At 70.4% G+C, this 20,798-nt stretch carries 18 protein-coding genes; 8 read left to right on the top strand and 10 right to left on the bottom strand.

Features of this window, described 5'->3' with window-relative positions; all coding sequences use genetic code 11:
- Nucleotides 1-187 precede the first annotated feature (187 nt).
- The gene (locus tag ACFY1E_RS06095; RefSeq protein WP_389072008.1) at nt 188-2,470 is read right to left on the bottom strand and encodes a transglycosylase domain-containing protein; all 2,283 of its coding nucleotides are present in this window, start codon (nt 2,468-2,470) and stop codon (nt 188-190) included.
- 408 nt (nt 2,471-2,878) lie between these two features.
- Here ACFY1E_RS06095 and wblA point away from each other — a divergent pair, with 408 nt between their 5' ends.
- Nucleotides 2,879-3,217, top strand: a complete 339-nt coding sequence (gene wblA / locus ACFY1E_RS06090) for a transcriptional regulator WblA (RefSeq protein WP_185124443.1) — start codon at nt 2,879-2,881, stop codon at nt 3,215-3,217.
- 14 nt (nt 3,218-3,231) lie between these two features.
- Here the strand turns inward: wblA and ACFY1E_RS06085 are convergent, their stop codons facing one another.
- Nucleotides 3,232-4,599, bottom strand: coding sequence for an ArsA family ATPase (locus ACFY1E_RS06085; protein WP_389072005.1), 1,368 nt, complete (start codon nt 4,597-4,599; stop codon nt 3,232-3,234).
- 55 nt (nt 4,600-4,654) lie between these two features.
- Nucleotides 4,655-5,632 (bottom strand): ArsA-related P-loop ATPase, encoded by a 978-nt coding sequence (locus ACFY1E_RS06080; RefSeq protein ID WP_115906771.1) that lies wholly within the window; start codon nt 5,630-5,632, stop codon nt 4,655-4,657.
- 95 nt (nt 5,633-5,727) lie between these two features.
- On the opposite strand from ACFY1E_RS06080, the gene ACFY1E_RS06075 reads away from it, so the two are divergent.
- The 4 genes from ACFY1E_RS06075 (at nt 5,728) to ACFY1E_RS06060 (ending at nt 8,231) form a co-directional block, all read left to right on the top strand.
- Nucleotides 5,728-5,886, top strand: coding sequence for a DUF4177 domain-containing protein (locus ACFY1E_RS06075; RefSeq protein WP_003967454.1), 159 nt, complete (start codon nt 5,728-5,730; stop codon nt 5,884-5,886).
- Nucleotides 5,883-6,347: a RidA family protein gene (locus tag ACFY1E_RS06070; protein WP_389072003.1), complete on the top strand. Its 465-nt coding sequence runs from the start codon at nt 5,883-5,885 to the stop codon at nt 6,345-6,347. The genes ACFY1E_RS06075 and ACFY1E_RS06070 overlap by 4 nt, the downstream gene beginning before the upstream one ends.
- Nucleotides 6,348-6,406: 59 nt before the next feature.
- Nucleotides 6,407-7,300: an NUDIX hydrolase gene (locus tag ACFY1E_RS06065; RefSeq protein ID WP_389072000.1), complete on the top strand. Its 894-nt coding sequence runs from the start codon at nt 6,407-6,409 to the stop codon at nt 7,298-7,300.
- A gap of 100 nt (nt 7,301-7,400) precedes the next feature.
- Nucleotides 7,401-8,231: an MBL fold metallo-hydrolase gene (locus ACFY1E_RS06060; protein WP_389071998.1), complete on the top strand. Its 831-nt coding sequence runs from the start codon at nt 7,401-7,403 to the stop codon at nt 8,229-8,231.
- 125 nt (nt 8,232-8,356) lie between these two features.
- Here ACFY1E_RS06060 and ACFY1E_RS06055 read toward each other — a convergent pair whose 3' ends face one another.
- The gene (locus ACFY1E_RS06055; protein WP_115906767.1) at nt 8,357-9,031 is read right to left on the bottom strand and encodes a Crp/Fnr family transcriptional regulator; all 675 of its coding nucleotides are present in this window, start codon (nt 9,029-9,031) and stop codon (nt 8,357-8,359) included.
- 276 nt (nt 9,032-9,307) lie between these two features.
- On the opposite strand from ACFY1E_RS06055, the gene nth reads away from it, so the two are divergent.
- The 3 genes from nth (at nt 9,308) to ACFY1E_RS06040 (ending at nt 12,464) form a co-directional block, all read left to right on the top strand.
- A complete protein-coding gene (gene nth / locus ACFY1E_RS06050; protein ID WP_389071995.1) occupies nt 9,308-10,276 on the top strand; it encodes an endonuclease III in 969 nt (322 codons plus the stop codon).
- Between the two features lie 214 nt (nt 10,277-10,490).
- Nucleotides 10,491-11,153 (top strand): NUDIX hydrolase, encoded by a 663-nt coding sequence (locus ACFY1E_RS06045; RefSeq protein WP_389071992.1) that lies wholly within the window; start codon nt 10,491-10,493, stop codon nt 11,151-11,153.
- Nucleotides 11,154-11,264: 111 nt separating this feature from the next.
- Nucleotides 11,265-12,464, top strand: a complete 1,200-nt coding sequence (locus ACFY1E_RS06040; RefSeq protein ID WP_389071990.1) for a MarP family serine protease — start codon at nt 11,265-11,267, stop codon at nt 12,462-12,464.
- A gap of 27 nt (nt 12,465-12,491) precedes the next feature.
- Here the strand turns inward: ACFY1E_RS06040 and ACFY1E_RS06035 are convergent, their stop codons facing one another.
- The 6 genes from ACFY1E_RS06035 to ACFY1E_RS06010 form a co-directional block, all read right to left on the bottom strand.
- Nucleotides 12,492-12,674, bottom strand: a complete 183-nt coding sequence (locus ACFY1E_RS06035) for a hypothetical protein (protein ID WP_078912721.1) — start codon at nt 12,672-12,674, stop codon at nt 12,492-12,494.
- 322 nt (nt 12,675-12,996) lie between these two features.
- A complete protein-coding gene (locus tag ACFY1E_RS06030; protein WP_389071987.1) occupies nt 12,997-13,965 on the bottom strand; it encodes an alpha/beta fold hydrolase in 969 nt (322 codons plus the stop codon).
- Complete coding sequence (locus ACFY1E_RS06025) at nt 13,962-14,465, bottom strand: phage holin family protein (protein WP_389071985.1); 504 nt, start codon at nt 14,463-14,465, stop codon at nt 13,962-13,964. The genes ACFY1E_RS06030 and ACFY1E_RS06025 overlap by 4 nt, the downstream gene beginning before the upstream one ends.
- 40 nt (nt 14,466-14,505) lie before the next feature.
- Nucleotides 14,506-15,942: a Na+/H+ antiporter NhaA gene (gene nhaA / locus ACFY1E_RS06020; protein ID WP_389071982.1), complete on the bottom strand. Its 1,437-nt coding sequence runs from the start codon at nt 15,940-15,942 to the stop codon at nt 14,506-14,508.
- 149 nt (nt 15,943-16,091) lie between these two features.
- Complete coding sequence (gene acs / locus ACFY1E_RS06015) at nt 16,092-18,050, bottom strand: acetate--CoA ligase (protein ID WP_389071979.1); 1,959 nt, start codon at nt 18,048-18,050, stop codon at nt 16,092-16,094.
- Nucleotides 18,051-18,374: 324 nt separating this feature from the next.
- Entirely contained in the window at nt 18,375-20,771 is a 2,397-nt protein-coding gene (locus ACFY1E_RS06010; RefSeq protein WP_389071976.1) for a SulP family inorganic anion transporter, read from the bottom strand.
- Nucleotides 20,772-20,798 lie beyond the last annotated feature (27 nt).

Genomic DNA, 20,798 nt, shown 5'->3' with positions numbered 1-20,798 from the left:
TCGCTGCTGCGCGGGCCCGGTGAAGGTCGCCGCCGGGAAGTGCGTGCGAGGGGAGGGGTCGATCATCTGCAACGACCGGACCGTCGCCTACGACTCCAGCAGCTGGGACCACTGCGGCTGAACCGCACGGCCCCTGTCCCGGCGAGCCGGTGGGACAGGGGCCGTCGGCCGTTTCCGGAGCGTGGCGTCAGCCGCGCCGCCCCCCGTTCCCGTTGCCGTTCCCGTTGCTCGTGCCCTGGAACAGGTTGTCCGGGAAGGAGAAGGTGGGCGTCGGGAAGGTGGTGCCGCCGTTCGCGCCTCCGTCATTGCCACCGGTGGTCAGGCCGCCGATGAGGCCGCCGTTGGCGTTGCCGCCGTTGTCACCGTTGTGGCCGTCGTCGTTGCCCTTGCCCTTGTTGCCGTCGGGGATGTCGACGAGGTTGAAGTCCTCGACGGGCTTGCCGTCCAGGGCGCCCGTCATGGCGTCCTTCCAGATCGGGCCCGGCGTGTCGGCGCCGTAGACGAGGTCGTGGTAGCGGCCGCCGATGGTGATCTGCTTCATCTGGCGCTTGTGGGCCGGGTCGCCGACCCAGACCGCGCCGGCCAGGTTCGGGGTGAAGCCGACGAACCAGGCCGCATAGCGGTTGTCCGTCGTACCGGTCTTACCGGCGCTCGGGCGGTCGCTGAGGCCCGCCTGCTGACCCGTACCGTCCTCGACCACGCCCTTCAGCAGCGTCGTCACGGTGTCGGCGGTCTTCTGCGACATCGCGCGCGTGCAGTTCGTCTTGGGCACCGGGAGCGACTTCGTCCGGTCGCCGATCCGCTGGCTGATGGACTCGATGGCGACCGGCGTGCAGTACATGCCGCGCGAGGCGAAGGTGGCGTACGCGTTCGCCATCGTCAGCGGCGACATCTCCTGGGTGCCGAGCGCGATGGAGGGGGCCTGCTGCAGCTTGCCGCCGTCCGCGCGCTCCACGCCCATCTTCTTGGCCATCTCGGTGACCGGGCAGATGCCGATGTCGCTGATCAGCTGCACGTAGTAGGTGTTGACCGACTTCGCGGTCGCCTGCTTCATGCTGTAGGGGCCGTGCTCCGACTTGTTCTCGTTCGCCACCTTGCTCGGGTTGTTCGGATCGTCACGCCACTGTCGGCCGTTGCAGATCGAGACCGGGCTCGGATAGTCCATCTCGTACGGCGAGGGGTACGACTGTGTCGCCGGCGTGCCGCCCTCTATGGCGGCCGCGGCCACGATCGGCTTGAACGTCGAACCGGGCTGGTAGCCCGCGCCGCCGCCCATGTCCTGGTTCACGGACAGATCGATCTGCGTCTCGTGCTTGCCGAAGCCGTACGGGCGGGACTGGCCCATGGCGAGGATCTTGCCGGTGCCGGGCTCCACGAGGGTGGCCGCGGTGGCCACGTCGTCGGTCTTGTAGACGTGGTCCTTGATGGACGCCTGCACCGAGGTCTGGGCCTGCGGGTCGAGCGTCGTACGGATCGTCAGACCGCCCTGGTTCCAGACCTTCGCCCGGGCTTCCTTGGTCTTGCCGAACATCGGGTCGGTGAGGAACACCTCGCGCACGTAGTCACAGAAGAAGCCGGCGCCCTTGACCGCGGTGATGCAACCGTTCTTCGGCTGGCTCGGGTTGAGGCCCAGCGGCGTCTTCTTGGCCTTGTCGGCCTCGGCCTGCGAGATGTCGCCCATGTCGGCCATGCGCTGCAGCACGACGTTGCGGCGCCTGGTGGCCTCCGTCGAGTCGTTGACCGGGTCGTACCGGCTGGGCGACTGGACGATGCCGGCCAGCAGGGCGGCCTCCTGCACGTTCAGGTCCTTGGCGTGCTTGGAGAAGTAGCGCTGGGACGCGGCCTCGACGCCGTAGGCCTGCTCGCCGAAGAACGTGATGTTCAGGTAGTTCTCGAGGATCTTCTTCTTGCCGAGCTCCTCCTCGAGCTGGATCGCGTACTTCAGCTCCCTTATCTTGCGGCCGAGTGTCTGCTGAGTGGCCTGCGCGACCTTCGTCGGGTCGTCGCCGGCCTCCTCGATGGCGACGTTCTTCACGAGCTGCTGGGTGAGCGTGGAGGCGCCCTGGGCCACCCCGCTGCTCTGCACGTTCTTGTTCAGCGCGCGCAGGATGCCCTTCAGGTCGACCGCGCCGTGCTGGTAGAAGCGCGAGTCCTCGATCGCGACGATCGCCTTCTGCATGTACGGCGACATGTCCTTGAGGGGGACCACCGTGCGGTCGCGCGAGTAGACCGTGGCGATCTGACCGCCGTCGGCGTCGAGGATCGTGGTGCGCTGGCTCAGGGGTGGCGTCTTGAGGGTGGCGGGCAGCTCGTCGAAACTCTCCACCGAACCCTTGGCGGCAAGTCCGAGCGCGCCGACGGCCGGCAGCGCGATACCGGCCATGACAGCCCCCGCGAGCACACTGACACCGAGGAACTTGGCGGCCTGCTGCGTGGGGGACAGGCCACCGCCCGAGCGCTTCTTTGGCATGAGGGCAGCCTACGTTCTCATTCGCCGGACACGCGTATATGCCTTGGCCTAAGCTGCTCTCAACTGTCACAGCAGTAGGGCCACGTATCAATACGTCCGGCGACCCCGAATCGTTCCGGAGGTTCCCCAACTTTTTTGTTGGGGGCGTGTCCGAATCCGCCTTGTGTGTCACCTGGCGCCCGTTGTGACTCAACTGAACCGTCCCGTTTTGCCGGGAAGGTCACGTATGTCACCAGCTCACTCCCCCGGGTGATCTGCCGCTTACGCATAGTCCGTTCGGGCCATTCAAGATTGGGCCCGAAGGGGGTGTTGCGCTGTGCCCACCTTCCGTAACGTCCTCAACTGGCGGCGGTGAATATGCCGCTGCCGCCGTGGGGGAGCCTCGATTCGGGAGAGGACGGCGCCGGTATGGGCTGGGTAACCGACTGGAGTGCGCAGGCCGCCTGCCGCACTACCGATCCGGATGAACTGTTCGTTCAGGGAGCAGCGCAGAACAGGGCCAAGGCGGTGTGCACCGGATGTCCGGTACGCACGGAATGCCTGGCCGATGCGCTCGACAATCGCGTCGAGTTCGGCGTGTGGGGAGGCATGACGGAGCGGGAGCGCCGCGCACTGCTGCGCAGGCGACCCACCGTCACCTCCTGGCGCCGGCTCCTTGAGACGGCTCGTCTGGAGTACGAACGCGGCGTGGGGATCCTGCCGCTCGACGACGACGAGGTGTACGAGAACTACGCGGCGGTGAGCTGAGGGCACCCCTCGGCTCAGTCGACGGCAGCCTCGGGCAGCTCCGGCCGGTTGGCCGCGAGCCGGTCCCCGATGTCCCTGAGCCCTGCGAGGTCGTGCACATCGCCGGGCAGCGCGGCCACTTCGGCCACCGCCACCTCGGGGTGGAGCGCCGTGAAGCGGTCACGCGTGCGCTGCTCGCGGGAGAGCAGCTGCATGCGTTCGGCGTGCAACCGGAGCAGGCCTGCGGTGAGCCGCTCGACGCCCTGGGCGCCCTCGTCCTCCTGATCCGGACCGGGGGAGTGGTTCTCGGACGCGGGAGGCTCGGCGGCCCCGTCAGCAGGGGATTCGGAAGCGGGGGAGCCTGAACTGCCGTACGTGTCGGGAGAGTTACGAAGTCCAGCTTTCCCGCCGTCCTGATCGACAATGCGGGGCTCCACAAGATTTTCCGCGGCGGCGAGCGCACGCTCGGCCGACAGCCGGGCGGCGCCGCTGCCGTGCACCCGGTTGAGCACCAGACCGGCCAGCGGCATGTCCTCGGCGGCCAGCCGCTCCACGAAGTACGCGGCCTCCCGCAACGCGTCCCGCTCCGGTGCCGCGACCACGAGGAACGCCGTCCCGGGCGCCTGCAGCAGCCGGTATGTCGCATCCGCGCGCGTGCGGAACCCGCCGAAGGTCGTGTCCATCGCGGCGACGAACGTCTGGACGTCCTTGAGGAGTTGCCCGCCGAGGAGCTTGCCGAGGGTGCCGGTCATCATCGACATCCCGACGTTCAGGAACTTCATGCCGGCCCGCCCGCCGAGCTTGGCCGGGGCGGTGAGCAGCCGGATCAGCCGGCCGTCGAGGAACGAGCCGAGCCGCTTGGGCGCGTCCAGGAAGTCCAGCGCCGAGCGGGACGGCGGGGTGTCGACGACGATCAGGTCCCACTCGTCCCGCGCGCGCAGCTGCCCGAGCTTCTCCATCGCCATGTACTCCTGCGTGCCCGCGAAGCCCGCAGAGAGCGACTGGTAGAAGGGGTTGTTCAGGATGGCGGCGGCCCGCTCGCCGTCCGCGTGCGCCTCGACGATCTCGTCGAAGGTGCGCTTCATGTCGAGCATCATGGCGTGCAGCTCACCGTCGCCTTCGACGCCCTTCACCCGGCGCGGGGTGTTGTCCAGCGAGTCGATGCCCATGGACTGGGCGAGCCGGCGCGCCGGGTCGATGGTCAGCACGACCACCTTGCGCCCGCGCTCGGCGGCCCTGAGACCGAGGGCGGCCGCCGTCGTGGTCTTTCCCACCCCGCCCGAGCCGCAGCACACCACGATCCGCGTCTCGGGATCGTCGAGCAGCGGGTCGACGTCGAGCACACGGGCGGGGGTCAGGTGGTGGCGGGCGGTGTCCTGTGTGTGGGCCTGCTCCGGACTCATGACATCCCCTGCTTCTGCTTCAGCTGCTGACGGCTCGTGCTCCGCGTGCCCCGGCTCATGACAGGCCCTGCTCCCGCAGCTCGCGGGCCAGTTCGTACAGCCCCGCCAGGTCCATGCCCTCGGCGAGCAGCGGCAGTTCGTGCAGCGGCAGGCCCTGCTCGGCCAGCACCGCCCGCTGCTCGTGCTCCAGCGCATACCGCTCGGCGTACTCGTCGGCCTGCTGCAGCAGCGGGTCCACCAGCTTCTCCGCGTTCCCGCCGCGGCGCGCACCGCCGAGTCCTGCCGCCGACAGCGACCTGGCAACAGAAGAACGCGGCACGCTGCGTACGAGTTCCAGATCCTCCGCGTCCAACACCTCGGGCCGCACCATGTTCACGATGATCCGGCCCACCGGCAGCTTCGCGGCGCGCAGTTCGGCGATCCCGTCCGCGGTCTCCTGGACGGGCATCTCCTCCAGCAGCGTCACCAGGTGCACGGCCGTCTCCGGCGACTTCAGCACCCGCATCACGGCCTGCGCCTGATTGTGTATCGGGCCGATCTTGGCGAGGCCCGCCACCTCGTCGTTCACGTTCAGGAAGCGGGTGATGCGGCCGGTGGGCGGCGCGTCCATGACGACGTAGTCGTACGCGAACCGCCCGGCCTTGTCCTTGCGCCGCACCGCCTCGCACGCCTTGCCGGTCAGGAGCACGTCCCTGAGGCCCGGCGCGATGGTGGTGGCGAAGTCGATCGCGCCGAGCTTCTTCAGGGCTCTGCCCGCGCCCCCGAGCTTGTAGAACATCTGGAGGTAGTCCAGAAGGGCCAGTTCGGGGTCGATGGCGAGGGCGTACACCTCCCCGCCCCCTGGAGCGACGGCGATCTTCCGCTCCTCGTAGGGCAGCGCTTCCGTCTCGAAGAGCTGCGCGATGCCCTGGCGCCCCTCGACCTCGACGAGAAGCGTCCGCTTCCCCTCGGTCGCGAGGGCCAGCGCGAGAGCGGCGGCGACCGTGGTCTTTCCGGTCCCGCCCTTGCCGCTGACGACCTGGAGCCTGCTCACGTCTTCGAGCCTAACCAGTCCGTGCGCCAAGCACGCGACAGCCTGTGGACAACGCGACAGCGGGCGGTGGGCGGGCAGCGGCTAAAGTCGGCCACATGACCAAGTGGGAATACGCGACTGTGCCACTGCTCGTCCACGCAACGAAGCAGATTCTGGACACCTGGGGCGAGGACGGCTGGGAGCTCGTCCAGGTCGTGCCCGGGCCGAACAACCCCGAGCAGCTGGTGGCCTACCTGAAGCGGGAGAAGGCATGAGCGCCGTCGAGGCGAAGCTGGCCGAGCTCGGACTGACCCTGCCCGAGGTCGTACCGCCGCTGGCCGCGTACCAGCCGGCCGTGCAGTCCGGCTCCTACGTGTACACGTCCGGACAGCTCCCGATGGTGGAGGGCAAGCTGCCCGTCACCGGCAAGGTCGGCGCGGAGGTCACGCCGGAGGAGGCCAAGGAGCTCGCTCGTGTGTGCGGGCTGAACGCCCTGGCCGCCGTGAAGTCCGTCACCGGCGACCTGGACCGGATCGCGCGTGTGGTGAAGGTCGTGGGCTTCGTCGCCTCGGCCTCGGACTTCACCGGTCAGCCCGGTGTGGTCAACGGCGCGAGCGAACTGCTCGGCGAGGTCCTCGGCGACAAGGGCGTGCACGCGCGCAGTGCGGTCGGTGTGGCGGTGCTGCCGCTGGACGCACCGGTCGAGGTCGAGATCCAGGTCGAGCTCGTCCCGTAGCGGCGCTCTGACCTCGGGGACCTCTCGAACATTCGCGCACCACGGGATAGCCTCCGCCCATGGCGAATGGGCAGTGGTTTCCGCAGGACTGGCCGGAACGCATCCGCGGGCTGGCGGACGGCACGCTCACCCCGGTCGTCCCGAAGCGCGCGGCCACCGTCATGCTCCTGAAGGACACCGACCGCGGACCCGCCGTGCACATGCTGCGCAGACGCGCCTCCATGGCCTTCGCCGGAGGCGCGTACGCGTATCCGGGCGGCGGCGTCGATCCCCGCGACGACGAGCACCACGTCCGCTGGGCGGGCCCCACGCGCGCGTGGTGGGCCGAGCGGCTCGGCGTCGACGAGCGGGAGGCCCAGGCGATCGTCTGCGCGGCCGTGCGCGAGACGTACGAGGAGGCGGGCGTCCTGCTCGCCGGGCCGTCGGCGGACTCCGTGGTCGGTGACACCACGGGGGAGGACTGGGAGGCCGACCGTGCGGCCGTGGCGGCCCGCGAGTACTCCTTCGCCGAGTTCCTCGACCGCCGCGGCCTGGTCCTGCGCTCGGACCTGCTCGGCGCCTGGACCCGCTGGATCACCCCGGAGTTCGAATCCCGGCGCTACGACACCTGGTTCTTCGTGGCCGCCCTCCCGCACGGCCAGCGCACCCGCAACGCCTCCACGGAGGCCGACCGCACGGTGTGGATCCGCCCCGGGGAGGCGGCAGCCTCGTACGACAAGGGCGAGCTGACGATGATGCCGCCCACCATCGCGACCCTGCGCCAGCTGGCCTCCTGTGCCACGGCCGCCGACGCCCTCGCGGCGGCCCCCGACCGCGACCTGACGCCCGTGCTCGCCGAGGCCCGGCTGAAGGACGGCGAGATCGTGCTGTCCTGGCCGGGCCACGACGAGTTCACCAAGCACATCCCGGCCGACCGTCCTACCGGCCTGTCTGCCGGTGGAGCCTCCGCATGAAGTACGCAGCAGTCCTTCCGGGCCGGGCCCTGCCCAGCGCAGCGCCGGCCCCCGGACGACGACTCGCCGGACCGACGACGCCGACGGAAGAGAACACCGCATGACCGACGCAGCAGCCCTTCCCGGCCAACCGCGGGGCGGGGCTCTCACCGGCCCCGCCACCGCCCGGGCCGTCAACGTCCTGGCGCCCAACGCCTCGGCGATGACCCTCGACGGCACGAACACCTGGATCGTCTCCGAGCCCGACTCCGAGCTGGCCGTCGTCGTCGATCCCGGCCCCCTGGACGACGGTCACCTGCGCAACGTCGTGGACACCGCCGAGAAGGCCGGCAAGCGCATCGCGCTGACCCTGCTGACCCACGGCCACCCGGACCACGCGGAGGGCGCCGCCCGCTTCGCCGGGCTGACCGGCACGAAGGTGCGGGCCCTGGACCCGGCGTTGCGGCTGGGCGACGAGGGGCTCGGCGCCGGGGACGTCGTCACGGTCGGCGGCCTGGAACTGAGGGTGGTGCCGACCCCCGGTCACACCTCGGACTCCCTCTGCTTCCATCTCCCGGCCGACCGGGCCGTCCTGACGGGCGACACCGTCCTGGGCCGCGGTACGACCGTCGTGGCGCACCCCGACGGCCGCCTGGGCGACTATCTGGACTCGCTGCGGCGGCTGAGGTCGCTGACGGTCGACGACGGCGTCCACACGGTGCTGCCGGGCCACGGCCCCGTCCTGGAGGACGCCCAGGGAGCCGTCGAGTTCTACCTGGCCCACCGCGCGCACCGCCTCGCGCAGGTCGAGACGGCGGTCGAGGACGGCTACCGCACGCCGCACGAGGTCGTCGCGCACGTGTACGCGGACGTGGACCGCTCGCTGTGGCCGGCGGCGGAACTGTCGGTGCGGGCGCAGCTGGACTATCTGGAGGAGCACGGGCTCATCTAGCTACCCGCACTCTTTCGGCCATGGGGCCACCACATCAGCCTGTCCGGCGTTTGAGGACTAGGCCGTTCAGGCCGAAGCGGGGGTCTGGGGGCGGTAGCCCCCAGAAGCGCCGCCGGGACCAGGCGTCAGCGGGACCGCTTCGCCAGTCGCTCGACGTCGAGCAGGATCACGGCCCGTGCCTCCAGCCGCAGCCACCCGCGCTGCGCGAAGTCGGCCAGCGCCTTGTTGACCGTCTCGCGCGAGGCGCCGACCAGCTGGGCCAGCTCCTCCTGCGTCAGGTCGTGGACGACGTGGATGCCCTCCTCGGACTGCACGCCGAAGCGGCGCGAGAGGTCCAGCAGGGCGCGGGCGACACGGCCGGGGACGTCGGAGAAGACCAGGTCGGACATCGCGTCGTTGGTCTTGCGCAGTCGGCGGGCGACGGCGCGCAGCAGGGCGCCGGCCACCTCGGGGCGGGCGCTCAGCCAGGGCTGCAGATCGCCGTGGCCGAGACCGAGGAGCTTGACCTCGGTCAGGGCGGTGGCCGTGGCGGTGCGCGGGCCGGGGTCGAAGAGCGACAGCTCGCCGATCAGCTCGCTGGGGCCGACGACGGCGAGCATGTTCTCGCGGCCGTCGGGGGAGGTGCGGTGGAGCTTCACCTTGCCCTCGGTGACGACGTAAAGCCGGTCACCGGGGTCGCCCTCGTGGAAGAGCGAGTCACCGCGCGCGAGGGTGACCTCACTCATGGAGGCGCGGAGCTCCGCGGCCTGCTCGTCGTCGAGCGCCGCGAAGAGCGGGTTCCGCCGCAGAACGTCGTCCACGAGTTCTCTCCTTGTCGACCTGCTCAGGGGATCTTGCTCCCCCTTGGTACCAGGGGACCGTGTTCCCCATTTTGCCGGACGGTCCAAACAGTGTGATCTGTCACAAGGATGCCGCACACCTGTCCCGAGGTAAGCGGCAGGGGTCCAATTGGGGGCCGATCTCCCGGGTCCGGGGCGGATGTCAGTGCCGGGCTTTAGGCTGGCCGGGTGTCCAAATCGCCGGTGAGAGCACAGGCCAAGGGGGCTGGGCGGGTGGTTGTACGTCGTGATTCCGCTGTGGGCGAACAGAACTCCGGTGGCGGAAAGAAACCGGCAAAGGTGACGAAAAGTGCTCCGGTGAAGAAGGCCCTGGCGAAAAAGGCCGCCGTGAAAAAGACGGCGGCCGTCAAGAAAGCTGTCGTGGCGCCCAAGAAGGCGTCTGCCGCGGTCGAGGGCGCTGCTCCCGCGAAGGCGGTCGCCAGGCCGCCGAAGAACGAGTCGCGCACCGCCCTCGTCCGCCGTGCTCGCCGTATCGACCGCGAACTCGCCGAGGTGTATCCGTACGCCCACCCGGAGCTGGACTTCGAGAACCCCTTCCAGCTGGTGGTCGCCACGGTCCTGTCCGCCCAGACCACCGACCTCCGGGTCAACCAGACGACACCCGCGCTGTTCGCCAAGTACCCGACGCCGGAGGACCTGGCCGCCGCGAACCCCGAGGAGGTCGAGGAGATCCTCCGCCCGACCGGCTTCTTCCGGGCCAAGACCAAGTCGGTCATGGGGCTGTCGAAGGCGCTGGTGGAGCAGTTCGGCGGGGAGGTCCCGGGCCGTCTGGAAGACCTGGTCAAGCTGCCTGGGGTGGGCCGCAAGACCGCCTTCGTCGTGCTCGGGAACGCCTTCGGGCGGCCCGGCATCACCGTGGACACGCACTTCCAGCGGCTGGTGCGGCGCTGGCAGTGGACGGACGAGACCGACCCGGACAAGATCGAGGCCGCCGTCGGCGGGCTCTTCCCCAAGAGCGACTGGACGATGCTCTCGCACCACGTGATCTTCCACGGCCGGCGCATCTGCCACGCCCGCAAGCCCGCCTGCGGCGCCTGCCCCATCGCCCCGCTCTGCCCGGCGTACGGCGAGGGCGAGACGGACCCGGAGAAGGCGAAGAAACTGCTCAAGTACGAGAAGGGCGGCTTCCCCGGCCAGCGCCTCAAGCCCCCGCAGTCGTACCTGGACGCGGGCGGCAAGCCGGCGCCGCCGCTGGGGGCCGGATGACGGCCGGCGCGGCAAAGCCCCGGAGCCAGGAACGATCTCGGGCCTTCCGGGCGTTGGACTCGGCAGGACGGGGGTGGCGATGACACGCGCGAGCAATGCGAGCGCTGCATTTTCCCGGGGGGCGACCCCCGGATCCCCTGCAGAAAGGCAGGCCGGCGAGCGTGACCGGCGCGGACTTTGCGAGGCAGATCTGAGTAACACGCAGGGTGGTCCGGTGGTCCTCAGCAAGGAGGGGCTGCCCGAGTGGCTGGACCCGGTGGTGCGTGCCGTGGAGACGGTGCAGCCGCTGCAGCTGAGCCGCTTCCTGCCGCCGGAGAACGGGGCGGGGCGGCAGTCCGCCGTACTGATCCTGTTCGGCGAGGGCGAGCGCGGCCCCGAGCTGCTGCTGATGGAGCGGGCGAGTTCGCTCAGGTCGCACGCCGGGCAGCCGTCCTTCCCCGGCGGCGCCCTCGACCCCGAGGACGGCGACCCGAAGGCCGACGGGCCGCTGCGGGCCGCTCTCCGCGAGGCCGAGGAGGAGACCGGTCTCGACCCCTCCGGCGTGCAGCTCTTCGGTGTGCTGCCCAGGCTGTACATCCCGGTCAGCGGCTTCGTGGTGACTCCCGTGATGGGCTGGTGGCGCGAGCCGAGCCCGGTCGGGGTCGTCGATCCGAACGAGACGGCCCGGGTGTTCACCGTCCCCGTGGCGGATCTCACGGACCCGGCCAACCGGGCCACCACCGTCCACCCCAGCGGCCACCGAGGTCCGGCATTTCTGGTCGAATCGGCCCTGGTATGGGGCTTCACGGCCGGAATCATCGACCGTCTGTTCCACTACGCGGGCTGGGAGCGGCCCTGGGACCGGGAGAAGCAGGTCCCGCTCGACTGGCGGTCATGACAGGGTGTCTGCCGTGCTGTGTCTTCCCGGGGGACACTGTGATCGGTCGCCGCTGGCCGGCCCCCGGCCGACCTGAGGTGACCGCAGAGTGATGAGGCGAGGCTCGAACCGGTGAACGTGCTGGACATCCTGTTGCTGGTCGCCGCCGTGTGGTTCGCGATCGTGGGTTACCGCCAGGGGTTCGTCGTCGGAATCCTGTCGGTGATCGGCTTCCTGGGCGGTGGTCTCGTCGCCGTCTACGTCCTGCCCGTCATCTGGGACGCACTGACCGACAACGCCGAGGTGAGCACGACGGCCGCCGTCGTCGCGGTGGTCGTCGTCATCGTCTGCGCCTCCGTCGGCCAGGCCCTGACCACCCATCTCGGCAACAAGCTGCGCCGCTACATCACCTGGTCCCCGGCCCGCGCCCTGGACGCGACCGGCGGCGCCCTGGTCAACGTCGTGGCGATGCTCCTGGTGGCCTGGCTGATCGGCTCGGCCCTGGCCGGTACGACGCTGCCGACCCTCGGCAAGGAGGTCCGCGGCTCCAAGGTGCTCCTCGGTGTCGCCCGGGCCCTGCCCGACCAGGCCGACACCTGGTTCGCGGACTTCTCCTCGGTCCTCGCGCAGAACGGCTTCCCGCAGGTCTTCAGCCCGTTCTCGAACGAGCCGATCAACGATGTCCGTCCCCCCGACCCGGCCCTCGCGAACAGCCCCGTGGTCACGCGCGCGAAGCGCTCCATCGTCAAGGTCATGGGCACCGCGCAGAGCTGCGGCAAGGTCCTGGAGGGCAGCGGCTTCGTCTTCGGCGACCGCCGCGTCATGACCAACGCGCACGTGGTCGGAGGCGTCGACGAGCCCACCGTCCAGATAGGCGGCGAGGGCAGGAAGTACGACGCGAAGGTCGTCCTCTACGACTGGCACCGCGACATCGCCGTACTGGACGTACCCGATCTCAAGGCGCCCGCCCTGAAGTTCACGACCACGGACGCCCGCAGCGGCGACGACGCGATCATCGCTGGGTTCCCGGAGAACGGGTCGTACGACGTCCGGGCCGCGCGCGTGCGTGGCCGCCTGCCGGCCAACGGTCCGGACATCTACCACCGCGGCACCGTCCGCCGGGACGTCTACTCGCTGTACACCACCGTCCGCCAGGGCAACTCCGGCGGGCCGCTGCTCACGCCCAAAGGCCATGTGTACGGCGTGGTGTTCGCGAAGTCCCTCGACGACGCCAAAACGGGATACGCCCTCACCGCGGACGAGATCCAGGAGGACATCACCAAGGGGCGTACCGCGAACCAGCAGGTGGACAGCGACAGCTGCGCCTTGTGAGCCGCGGTTGCGGGAAGGTGTGGCGGGTCAGCCCCGGGGATGGCGCAGGCGTACCGAGACCCAGCGGGCCCGGCGGCGCAGAATGCGCGGAATGCCCACCCTGAGGTCCGTGCCCGCCATCTGCGGTGCACCGCCTCGCTGGTGGGAGCTCAGGCCACTGGCCGAGCGGCGGTTGCGTGCTGCGTCACTGTAGTCGTGCGTCCAGCCCATACCCCGACGTCTGCCCCCGCCCCAAGGTCGATAACCGCCCCCTGAGCCCCCAATTGGCCTATGCGCCGGGCAATTGGCTGTTCGTAGGACACATGTTCAGGTCCGGATACCGGGCGCATCGGCTCGGTCACCGACCGGGCTCGGGCCCTTTCGGTCAATTGACCGGTTCTGTGCTGAAACTGCGCGTCTCACCGGTCGGGTTCGTGGTCTCTGAGCCAGTTGACCAACTCGGTGGAGAAGGCGGCCGGGTCCTCCTCGTGCGGGCTGTGCTTTCCCGGTGGGCGACCCCCGGACCCCCAGCAGCCCTCGGTGCAGCCGTGTTTCACCGGTCGGGTTCGGGATCCTTGAGCCAGTTGACCAACTCGGTGGAGAAGGCGGCCGGGTCCTCCTCGTGAGGGAAGTGCCCGAGGCCGTCGAACAGCCGCCAGCGGTACGGGGCTTCGACGTACTCGCCGGATCCGGCCGCGCTGCGGGTGCGCATCACCGGGTCGAGTGAGCCGTGCAGATGGAGGGTCGGCACCCGCAGGGGGCGCTTCATACGGCGGTTGAACTGGATGCCGTCCGGGCGGGCGATGGAGCGGACCATCCAGCGGTACGGCTCGACCGAGCAGTGCGCAGTCGACGGGATGCACATCGCGCGGCGGTACGTCTCCAGCGCCTCCTCGTCCGGAAGGTTCGGCCCGGACCACTCCCGGATCAGCTCGGCGACGAGCGCGCCGTCGTCCGCGGTGAGCTGCCGCTCGGGGATCCAGGGGCGCTGGAACCCCCAGATGTAGGAGCCCGCGCGGGTCTGCTTGACGTCCGAGAGCATCGCGGAGCGCCAGCGCCGGGGATGCGGCATCGAGGCGACCGCGAGCCGCCGGACCAGCTTGGGGCGCATCACGGCCGCCGTCCACGCCAGATATCCGCCCAGGTCGTGGCCGACCAGCGCGGCGTCCGGCTCGCCCAGGGAGCGGATCACGCCGGTGATGTCGAGGGCGAGGTTGGCGGGGTCGTAGCCGCGCGGGGTGCGGTCGCTGCCGCCGACACCGCGCAGATCCATGGCGACGGCCCGGAAGCCCGCGTCGGCCAGCGCGGTCAGCTGGTGCCGCCAGGTCCACCAGAACTGCGGGAAGCCGTGCAGCAGCAGCACCAGCGGCCCGTCGCCGGCCTCGGCGATGTGGAAGCGGGCGCCGTTGGCGGCCACGTCCCGATGGGTCACCTTTGTCCCGTCGGGCAGGGCGTCCGGCCGTACGACCGAGGTGGGTTGCGCCGAAGGTGATCGCCCCGCAGAGGGGGAGGAGCCCGTCATGAGGACGAGCGTGCCACAGCCTCGATGGCCGCGGGGGCCCGGTCCTCGAGCGCCGGGGTCTCCGGCTGCTCCGGCCGCGGGTGCGGCTTGGCCTTCTGCAGGACCCCCGCCGTCTCCTTCATCGACGCCGCGACCTTCTGCGGGCCCTTGCTCTTCTTCGCCTTCTTCGCGAAGACCACGCCGATCAGCGCGAGGAGGCCGGCGACCAGGACGTTCGCCGCGAACGACAGCAGGAAGCAGACGGCGAGGTTCCAGCCGCTCCAGGTCCGGATGCCGTACGCCAGCGCGAAGTTGAGCATCGGCAGGGAGAACACGAGCACCAGGGCGGCCACCGAGAATGCGCCGCCGCTTGTCGCGCCTCGCTTGACGTCCTGCTTGAGCTGCGCCTTGGCCAGCGCGATCTCGTCATGCACCAGCGCCGACATTTCGGTCGTCGCGGAGGCGAACAGCTGGCCGATGCTGCGTTCGGCGCCGACCGGGCTGCCGTCGGGTGCGCTCATCGCGTTCTCCCTCACTCTCTTTTTGTACCGTCTCGTCAGATCATGCCGGACGGCCGTCATCGTCGCCTGCCCTGCCCTGCACTTCGGCAAGCGCGCGTCGCTCGGCGGCCTTCCGTTCGGCGGTGCGGCGGTGCTCTGCGGCCTTGTTCTCGTAGATCGCAGCCATCCGCAGGTGGTACGCCGGGTCGTCCTCCTCGTAGATGTCCGGGATGCCGTCGAGGTCCTCGTCGCGCTCCTCGGCCTCGCACAGCCTGCGGTACTTCGCGTTCCGTATCTTCAGCAGCACCGTCGCCAGGCCTGCCGCGATGAGGGAGCCCGTCAGTACGGCTGCCTTGACCTCGTCCGTCAGTACGGCGTCCCCGTCGAAGGCGAGTTCGCCGATCAGCAGCGACACGGTGAAGCCGATACCGGCCAGCGTCGCCACCGCGAACACATCGGCCCAGGCGAGGTCCTCGCTGAGCGAGGCCCGGGTGAATCGGGCCGTCAGCCAGGTACCGCCGAAGATCCCGAGCGCCTTGCCGACGACGAGCCCGAGGACGACGCCCAGCGTCTCCGGCTTGGTGAACACGTCGCCGAGCGCGCCGCCCGAGAGGGCGACACCGGCACTGAACAGCGCGAAGAGGGGCACGGCGAGGCTCGCCGACAGCGGCCGTACGAGATGCTCGATGTGCTCGCCCGGGGAGTGCTCCTCGCCCTCGTGTCGGTGGCAGCGCAGCATCAGGCCCATCGCCACGCCCGCGATCGTCGCGTGGACGCCGCTGTTGTACATCAGCGCCCAGATGACGAGCGCGAGCGGGACGTACACGTACCACCCGCGCACGCCCTTCCTCAGCAGCAGCCAGAAGACGACGAGGCCCCCGACGGCGCCGCCCAGCGCGGCGAAGTCGATGGTGTTCGTGAAGAAGACCGCGATGATCAGGATCGCGAAGAGGTCGTCCACGACCGCCAGGGTGAGCAGGAAGGCGCGCAGGGCGCTCGGCAGCGACGTACCGATGACGGCGAGCACCGCCAGCGCGAACGCGATGTCGGTGGCGGTGGGCACCGCCCAGCCCTGGAGCGAGCCGCCGCCGCTCAGATTGGTGAGGGTGTAGACGAGCGCCGGCACGGCCATCCCGCACAGGGCGGCGACGACCGGGAGCGCGGCCGCCCTGGGGTCGCGGAGATCACCGGCGACCAGCTCGCGCTTGAGCTCGATGCCGGCGACGAAGAAGAACACCGCGAGGAGCCCGTCGGCGGCCCAGTGCGCGACCGACAGATGCAGGCCGAGGGCCCCGGGGCCGAAGTGGAAGTGGCTGACGCTCTCGTAGCTGTGGTGCAGTGCGGGTATGTTCGCCCAGATCAGAGCCGTGATCGCGGCCATGAGCAGCAGCACACCGCCGACGGTCTCGGTGCGCAGCGCGTCCGCGACGAAGGTCCGCTCGGGCAGGGACAGACGCCCGAGGACCTTGCGGGGGGCGGTGGTGCGGGGCGCGGTCACGGACAGACCTCCGGTCGGTGGGCAGGGGAGTGCTGCTTGCCGACCAGACTTCCCGGCACACCTTGAGGGTCACGCAGTTTTGCTTAGTTTACCTAAAAGGGGCGCCCGGCGCGCTCTCGCGCCGGGCGCCCCTGGGGAGCTGGGGAACGTCAGTCCTCGCTGGGCGCCGCCGGGAGCTTGGCCTGGATGAGGTCCATGACCGTCGAGTCCGTCAGCGTCGTCACATCGCCGAGCTGGCGGTTCTCCGCGACGTCCCGCAGCAGACGGCGCATGATCTTGCCGGAGCGGGTCTTCGGGAGTTCCGCCACCGGCAGGATCCGCTTCGGCTTGGCGATCGGGCCGAGGGTGGCGCCGACGTGGTTGCGCAGCTCGGCGACGAGGCTCTCGTCCTCGGCGTTCGCCGTGCCGCGCAGGATCACGAAGGCGACGATCGCCTGGCCCGTGGTCTCGTCCGCCGCGCCGACGACGGCCGCCTCGGCGACCGACGGGTGGGAGACGAGGGCGGACTCGACCTCGGTGGTGGAGATGTTGTGCCCGGAGACGAGCATGACGTCGTCCACGCGGCCCAGCAGCCAGATGTCGCCGTCGTCGTCCTTCTTCGCCCCGTCACCGGCGAAGTACTTGCCCTCGAAGCGGGACCAGTAGGTGTCGAGGAAGCGCTGGTCGTCGCCCCAGATGGTGCGCAGCATCGACGGCCATGGCTCGGTGAGGACCAGGTAGCCACCGCCGCCGTTCGGGACCTCGTTCGCCTCGTCGTCCACGACGGTCGCGGAGATACCGGGCAGCGGTGTCTGCGCGGAGCCCGGCTTGGTGGCGGTGACACCCGGCAGCGGCGAGATCATCATCGCGCCGGTCTCGGTCTGCCACCAGGTGTCCACGATCGGCGTCCGGTCCGCGCCGATGTTCTTCCGGTACCAGATCCAGGCCTCGGGGTTGATCGGCTCACCCACCGACCCGAGTACCCGCAGGCTGGACAGGTCGAACTTCGCGGGGATGTCGTCGCCCCACTTCATGAACGTACGGATCGCCGTCGGCGCCGTGTACAGGATCGTCACCCCGTACTTCTGGACGATCTCCCAGAAGCGGCCCTGGTGCGGGGTGTCCGGTGTGCCCTCGTACATGACCTGCGTCGCGCCGTTCGCGAGCGGGCCGTAGACGATGTACGAGTGCCCGGTGACCCAGCCGACGTCGGCCGTGCACCAGTACACGTCCGTCTCCGGCTTGAGGTCGAAGACGGCGTGGTGGGTGTACGCGGTCTGGGTGAGGTAGCCGCCGGAGGTGTGCAGGATGCCCTTCGGCTTACCCGTCGTACCGGACGTGTACAGGATGAACAGCGGATGCTCGGCGCCGAACGCCTCCGGCGTGTGCTCGGCCGACTGCCGCTCGACGATCTCGTGCCACCACACGTCGCGGCCCTCGGTCCAGGCCACCTCCTGGCCGGTACGGCGTACGACGAGCACGTGCTGCACGTTGTCGACCTTGCCGATCGCCTCGTCGACGGCCGGCTTGAGCGCGGACGGCTTGCCGCGCCGGTAGCCGCCGTCGGAGGTGATGACGACCTTGGCGTCGGCGTCCTGGATACGGGTGGCCAGCGCGTCCGCCGAGAAGCCGCCGAAGACGACGGAGTGCGCGGCACCGATCCGCGCGCAGGCCAGCATCGCGATCGCCGTCTCCGGGATCATCGGCATGTAGACGGCGACCCGGTCGCCCGCCTGAACGCCCAGCTCCAGCAGCGCGTTGGCGGCCTTGCTCACCTCGTCCTTGAGCTCGGCATAGGTGAGGGCACGGCTGTCGCCGGGCTCGCCCTCGAAGTGGATGGCGACGCGGTCGCCGTGTCCCGCCTCGACATGCCGGTCCACGCAGTTGTACGCGACGTTGAGCTCGCCGTCCTTGAACCACTTGGCGAACGGCGGGTTCGACCAGTCCAGCGTCTCGGTCGGTTCCTTGGCCCAGGTCAGCCGCCGGGCCTGCTCGGCCCAGAAGCCGAGCCTGTCAGCCTTGGCCTGTTCGTACGCCTCTGCCGTGACGTTGGCGTTGGCGGCCAGGTCAGCCGGCGGCGCGAAGCGTCGCTCCTCCTTCAAGAGGTTGGCCAGGCTTTCGTTGCTCACGACATCTCCCTTTCCCAGGGTGTCCGTTGTGTCCCAGGCCACAGCTCATCAGACCCGGGGTGTCGATGACAAGGGCCGACGTGCAATTGGTTTAGACCTGTGGGTGGGTGTGCTGGGGCGTCCGCAGTCATCCGTACCCACGGAGGCCGAGGGGGCGGAGTTCAGCACCTGTCACGACTCTCACGTCCCAGAGCACCCGTGCCGCACGGGGACGGGCACGTCTTTCCTGGCCCGGGCGTGTCGGGACGGCCCGGTGCCGGACGTGCCACGGGTGCGCGACCCGCAACGAGGAGGGGCCGCACACCCGTGGCGGACCGGAGCCGGTCAGACGGCTCGGTCTGCCGCCTCCACATGATCGAACACCTTGCCCCCGTCGGCCTCCGTGAGCAGATACGCCTGTGCCTCGCCCACGTGGAAGTACATCCCGTGCAGCTCCAAGGCGCCGTCCCGCAGGGCACGGGACACCGACTCGTGGGCGCGCAGATGCTCCAACTGCTGGACCACATTGGTGAGACAGAGCTGCTCGACCGCGTCGGCCGGTGTCCGGCCCGCGAGCCGGGCCCAGGGCCGGCTCTTGTCGGCCATGCGCTCCAGACTCGGCAGCCCGTGCCGCAGCCACCGCTTCAGCGGCGTCCGGGCGCCGCCGGGCTCTGCGTCGAGCAGCGCCTGCATGGCCCCGCACCCGGAGTGCCCGCACACCGTGATGGACCGCACCTGCAGCACGTCCACCGCGTACTCGATCGCGGCCGCCACCGAGTCGTCACCGCTCTCCTCACCGGGGAGGGGAACGAGGTTGCCCACGTTGCGCACCACGAACAGATCGCCCGGACCACTGGAGGTGATCATCGAGGTGACGAGCCGCGAGTCGGCGCAGGTGAGGAAGAGCTGGGACGGCCGCTGCCCCTCCCGGGCAAGCCGGGCCAGCTCACCGCGCACGAGCGGTGCGGTGTTGCGCTGGAACGCGCTGATGCCACGCGCCAGTTGGTGTCCGCTCCGGTCGCCGGGGCCAAGGGGCCCACCCGGTCCGGTCGCCCCGGGCGCGCCGGGGTGATCGGTGTCCGGCGCGGACTGCGGGCGCTCGCACTGGTGGTTGCGCCACGGCGTCCAGGGACGGCAGCGGCAGCCGACGGAGGACTCGCCGTGCTCCTCGTGGAGCGGGGCGGGTTCGGTGAGGGTCCGGGTTCCGGTCCGGCGGCCGGTCAGCTCGGCCGAGCCGCCCTGTGCGGTGTGCGTGTTCTGCCAGTCCTGCAGTGACTCGTACGCCGCGTGGTCCATGAACGACCCGTCCAACTCCACCACGGCGTGGGCGCCTTGGGGTACGAGATGCAGGGCCCGGCTGAGCCGTGGCACCGCGAGGAATGTCAACTGTCCTCGGACTTGTACGTGATGGACTCCTTCCTTCTCCTCGTGCGTGATGCGGGTGCGGGCGAGGCGGTGCATGGCGACGGCGACGGCCACGGCGATCCCGAGCATCACGCCCGCCAGGACGCCGAGGAACACCACGGCGAGTGTGGTGACGGCGTACACCAGCACTTCTCGGTGGCGGGTCACCGTGCGGATGTGGTGCAGGGACACCATCTGGATGCCGACGGCCATCACCAGGGCGGCGAGCGAGGCGAGCGGGATGAGCTCCAGGAGCGGGACCATCAGCAGCGCGGCGATCACTACGAGAACGCCGTGCAGCATCGTGGAGTTCCGGCTCACCGCGCCCGCGTTCACATTCGCCGAACTTCGCACGGCGACACCGGCGACCGGCAGTCCGCCGAGCGTGCCGGAGACGATGTTGGCGGCGCCCTGCCCGAGCAGTTCGCGGTCGAGGTCCGCGCGTTTGACGCGGGCGGTCAGTCCTGGTCTTGCGGCCACCAGTTTGTCCACGGCGACCGCGCCGAGCAGGGACTGCACGCTGCACACCAGGGTGGTGGTCAGCACGGCCGCGGTCAGGCCGAGCGCAGGACCCTCGGGCAGACCGGCCAGGGCGTGGCTGCTCCAGGACGGCAGGTCGACCTTGGGCACGCCGATCCCCGAGAGCGAGGCGGCCGCGGTGGCGCCGGCCACGGCGACGAGCGCGGCCGGGATCCTGCGCAGCAGGCGCCCCGCCCGGCCGGGGATCCGCGGCCAGAGCAGCAGCAGGGTCAGGGTCAGCACGCTGACCGTCACGGCGGCGGGGTGCAGGTTCGCCAACTGGGCGGGCAGGGCCCGGAGGTTGGCGAGGACGGAGCTCTGCGGGGTGCCGCCGAGGACGATGTGCAGCTGGGCGACGGCGATGGTGACGCCGATTCCGGCGAGCATGCCGTGCACGATGGCGGGGCTGACGGCGAGCGCGGTGCGGGCCACGCCCAGGCAGCCGAGGAACAGTTGGGCGAGGCCGGCGAGGACGGTGACGGCGCAGGTGGTACGCCAGCCGTAGCGGTGGATGAGGTCGGCAGTGACCACGGTGAGTCCCGCGGCGGGGCCGCTGACCTGCAGCGGACAGCCGCCGATCCGGCCGGCGACGAGTCCGCCGACCCCGGCGGCCACCAGGCCGGCCTGGAGCGGGGCGCCGGTGGCGAGGGCGATGCCCAGCGACAGCGGGAGGGCGATCAGGAAGACCGCTACCGCGGCCGACACGTCGGCGCCCGCGATGCGGAAGCTGCGGCGCGGGCCCGGCGGTGGGCTGTGGGCTTGGTGGCCGGACTGGGGCCGGCTCGGGTCGGTGGCGCGGATGGGGGCGCAGGCTGACATGTTTCCCGTCTCCTCCGGGCGGCGCGG

Source organism: Streptomyces sp. NPDC001604, from assembly GCF_042893475.1.
Classification (GTDB): domain Bacteria; phylum Actinomycetota; class Actinomycetes; order Streptomycetales; family Streptomycetaceae; genus Streptomyces.
Note: the sequence above shows the minus strand (reverse complement) of the source record. Positions and strands in the feature narration are given on the sequence as shown.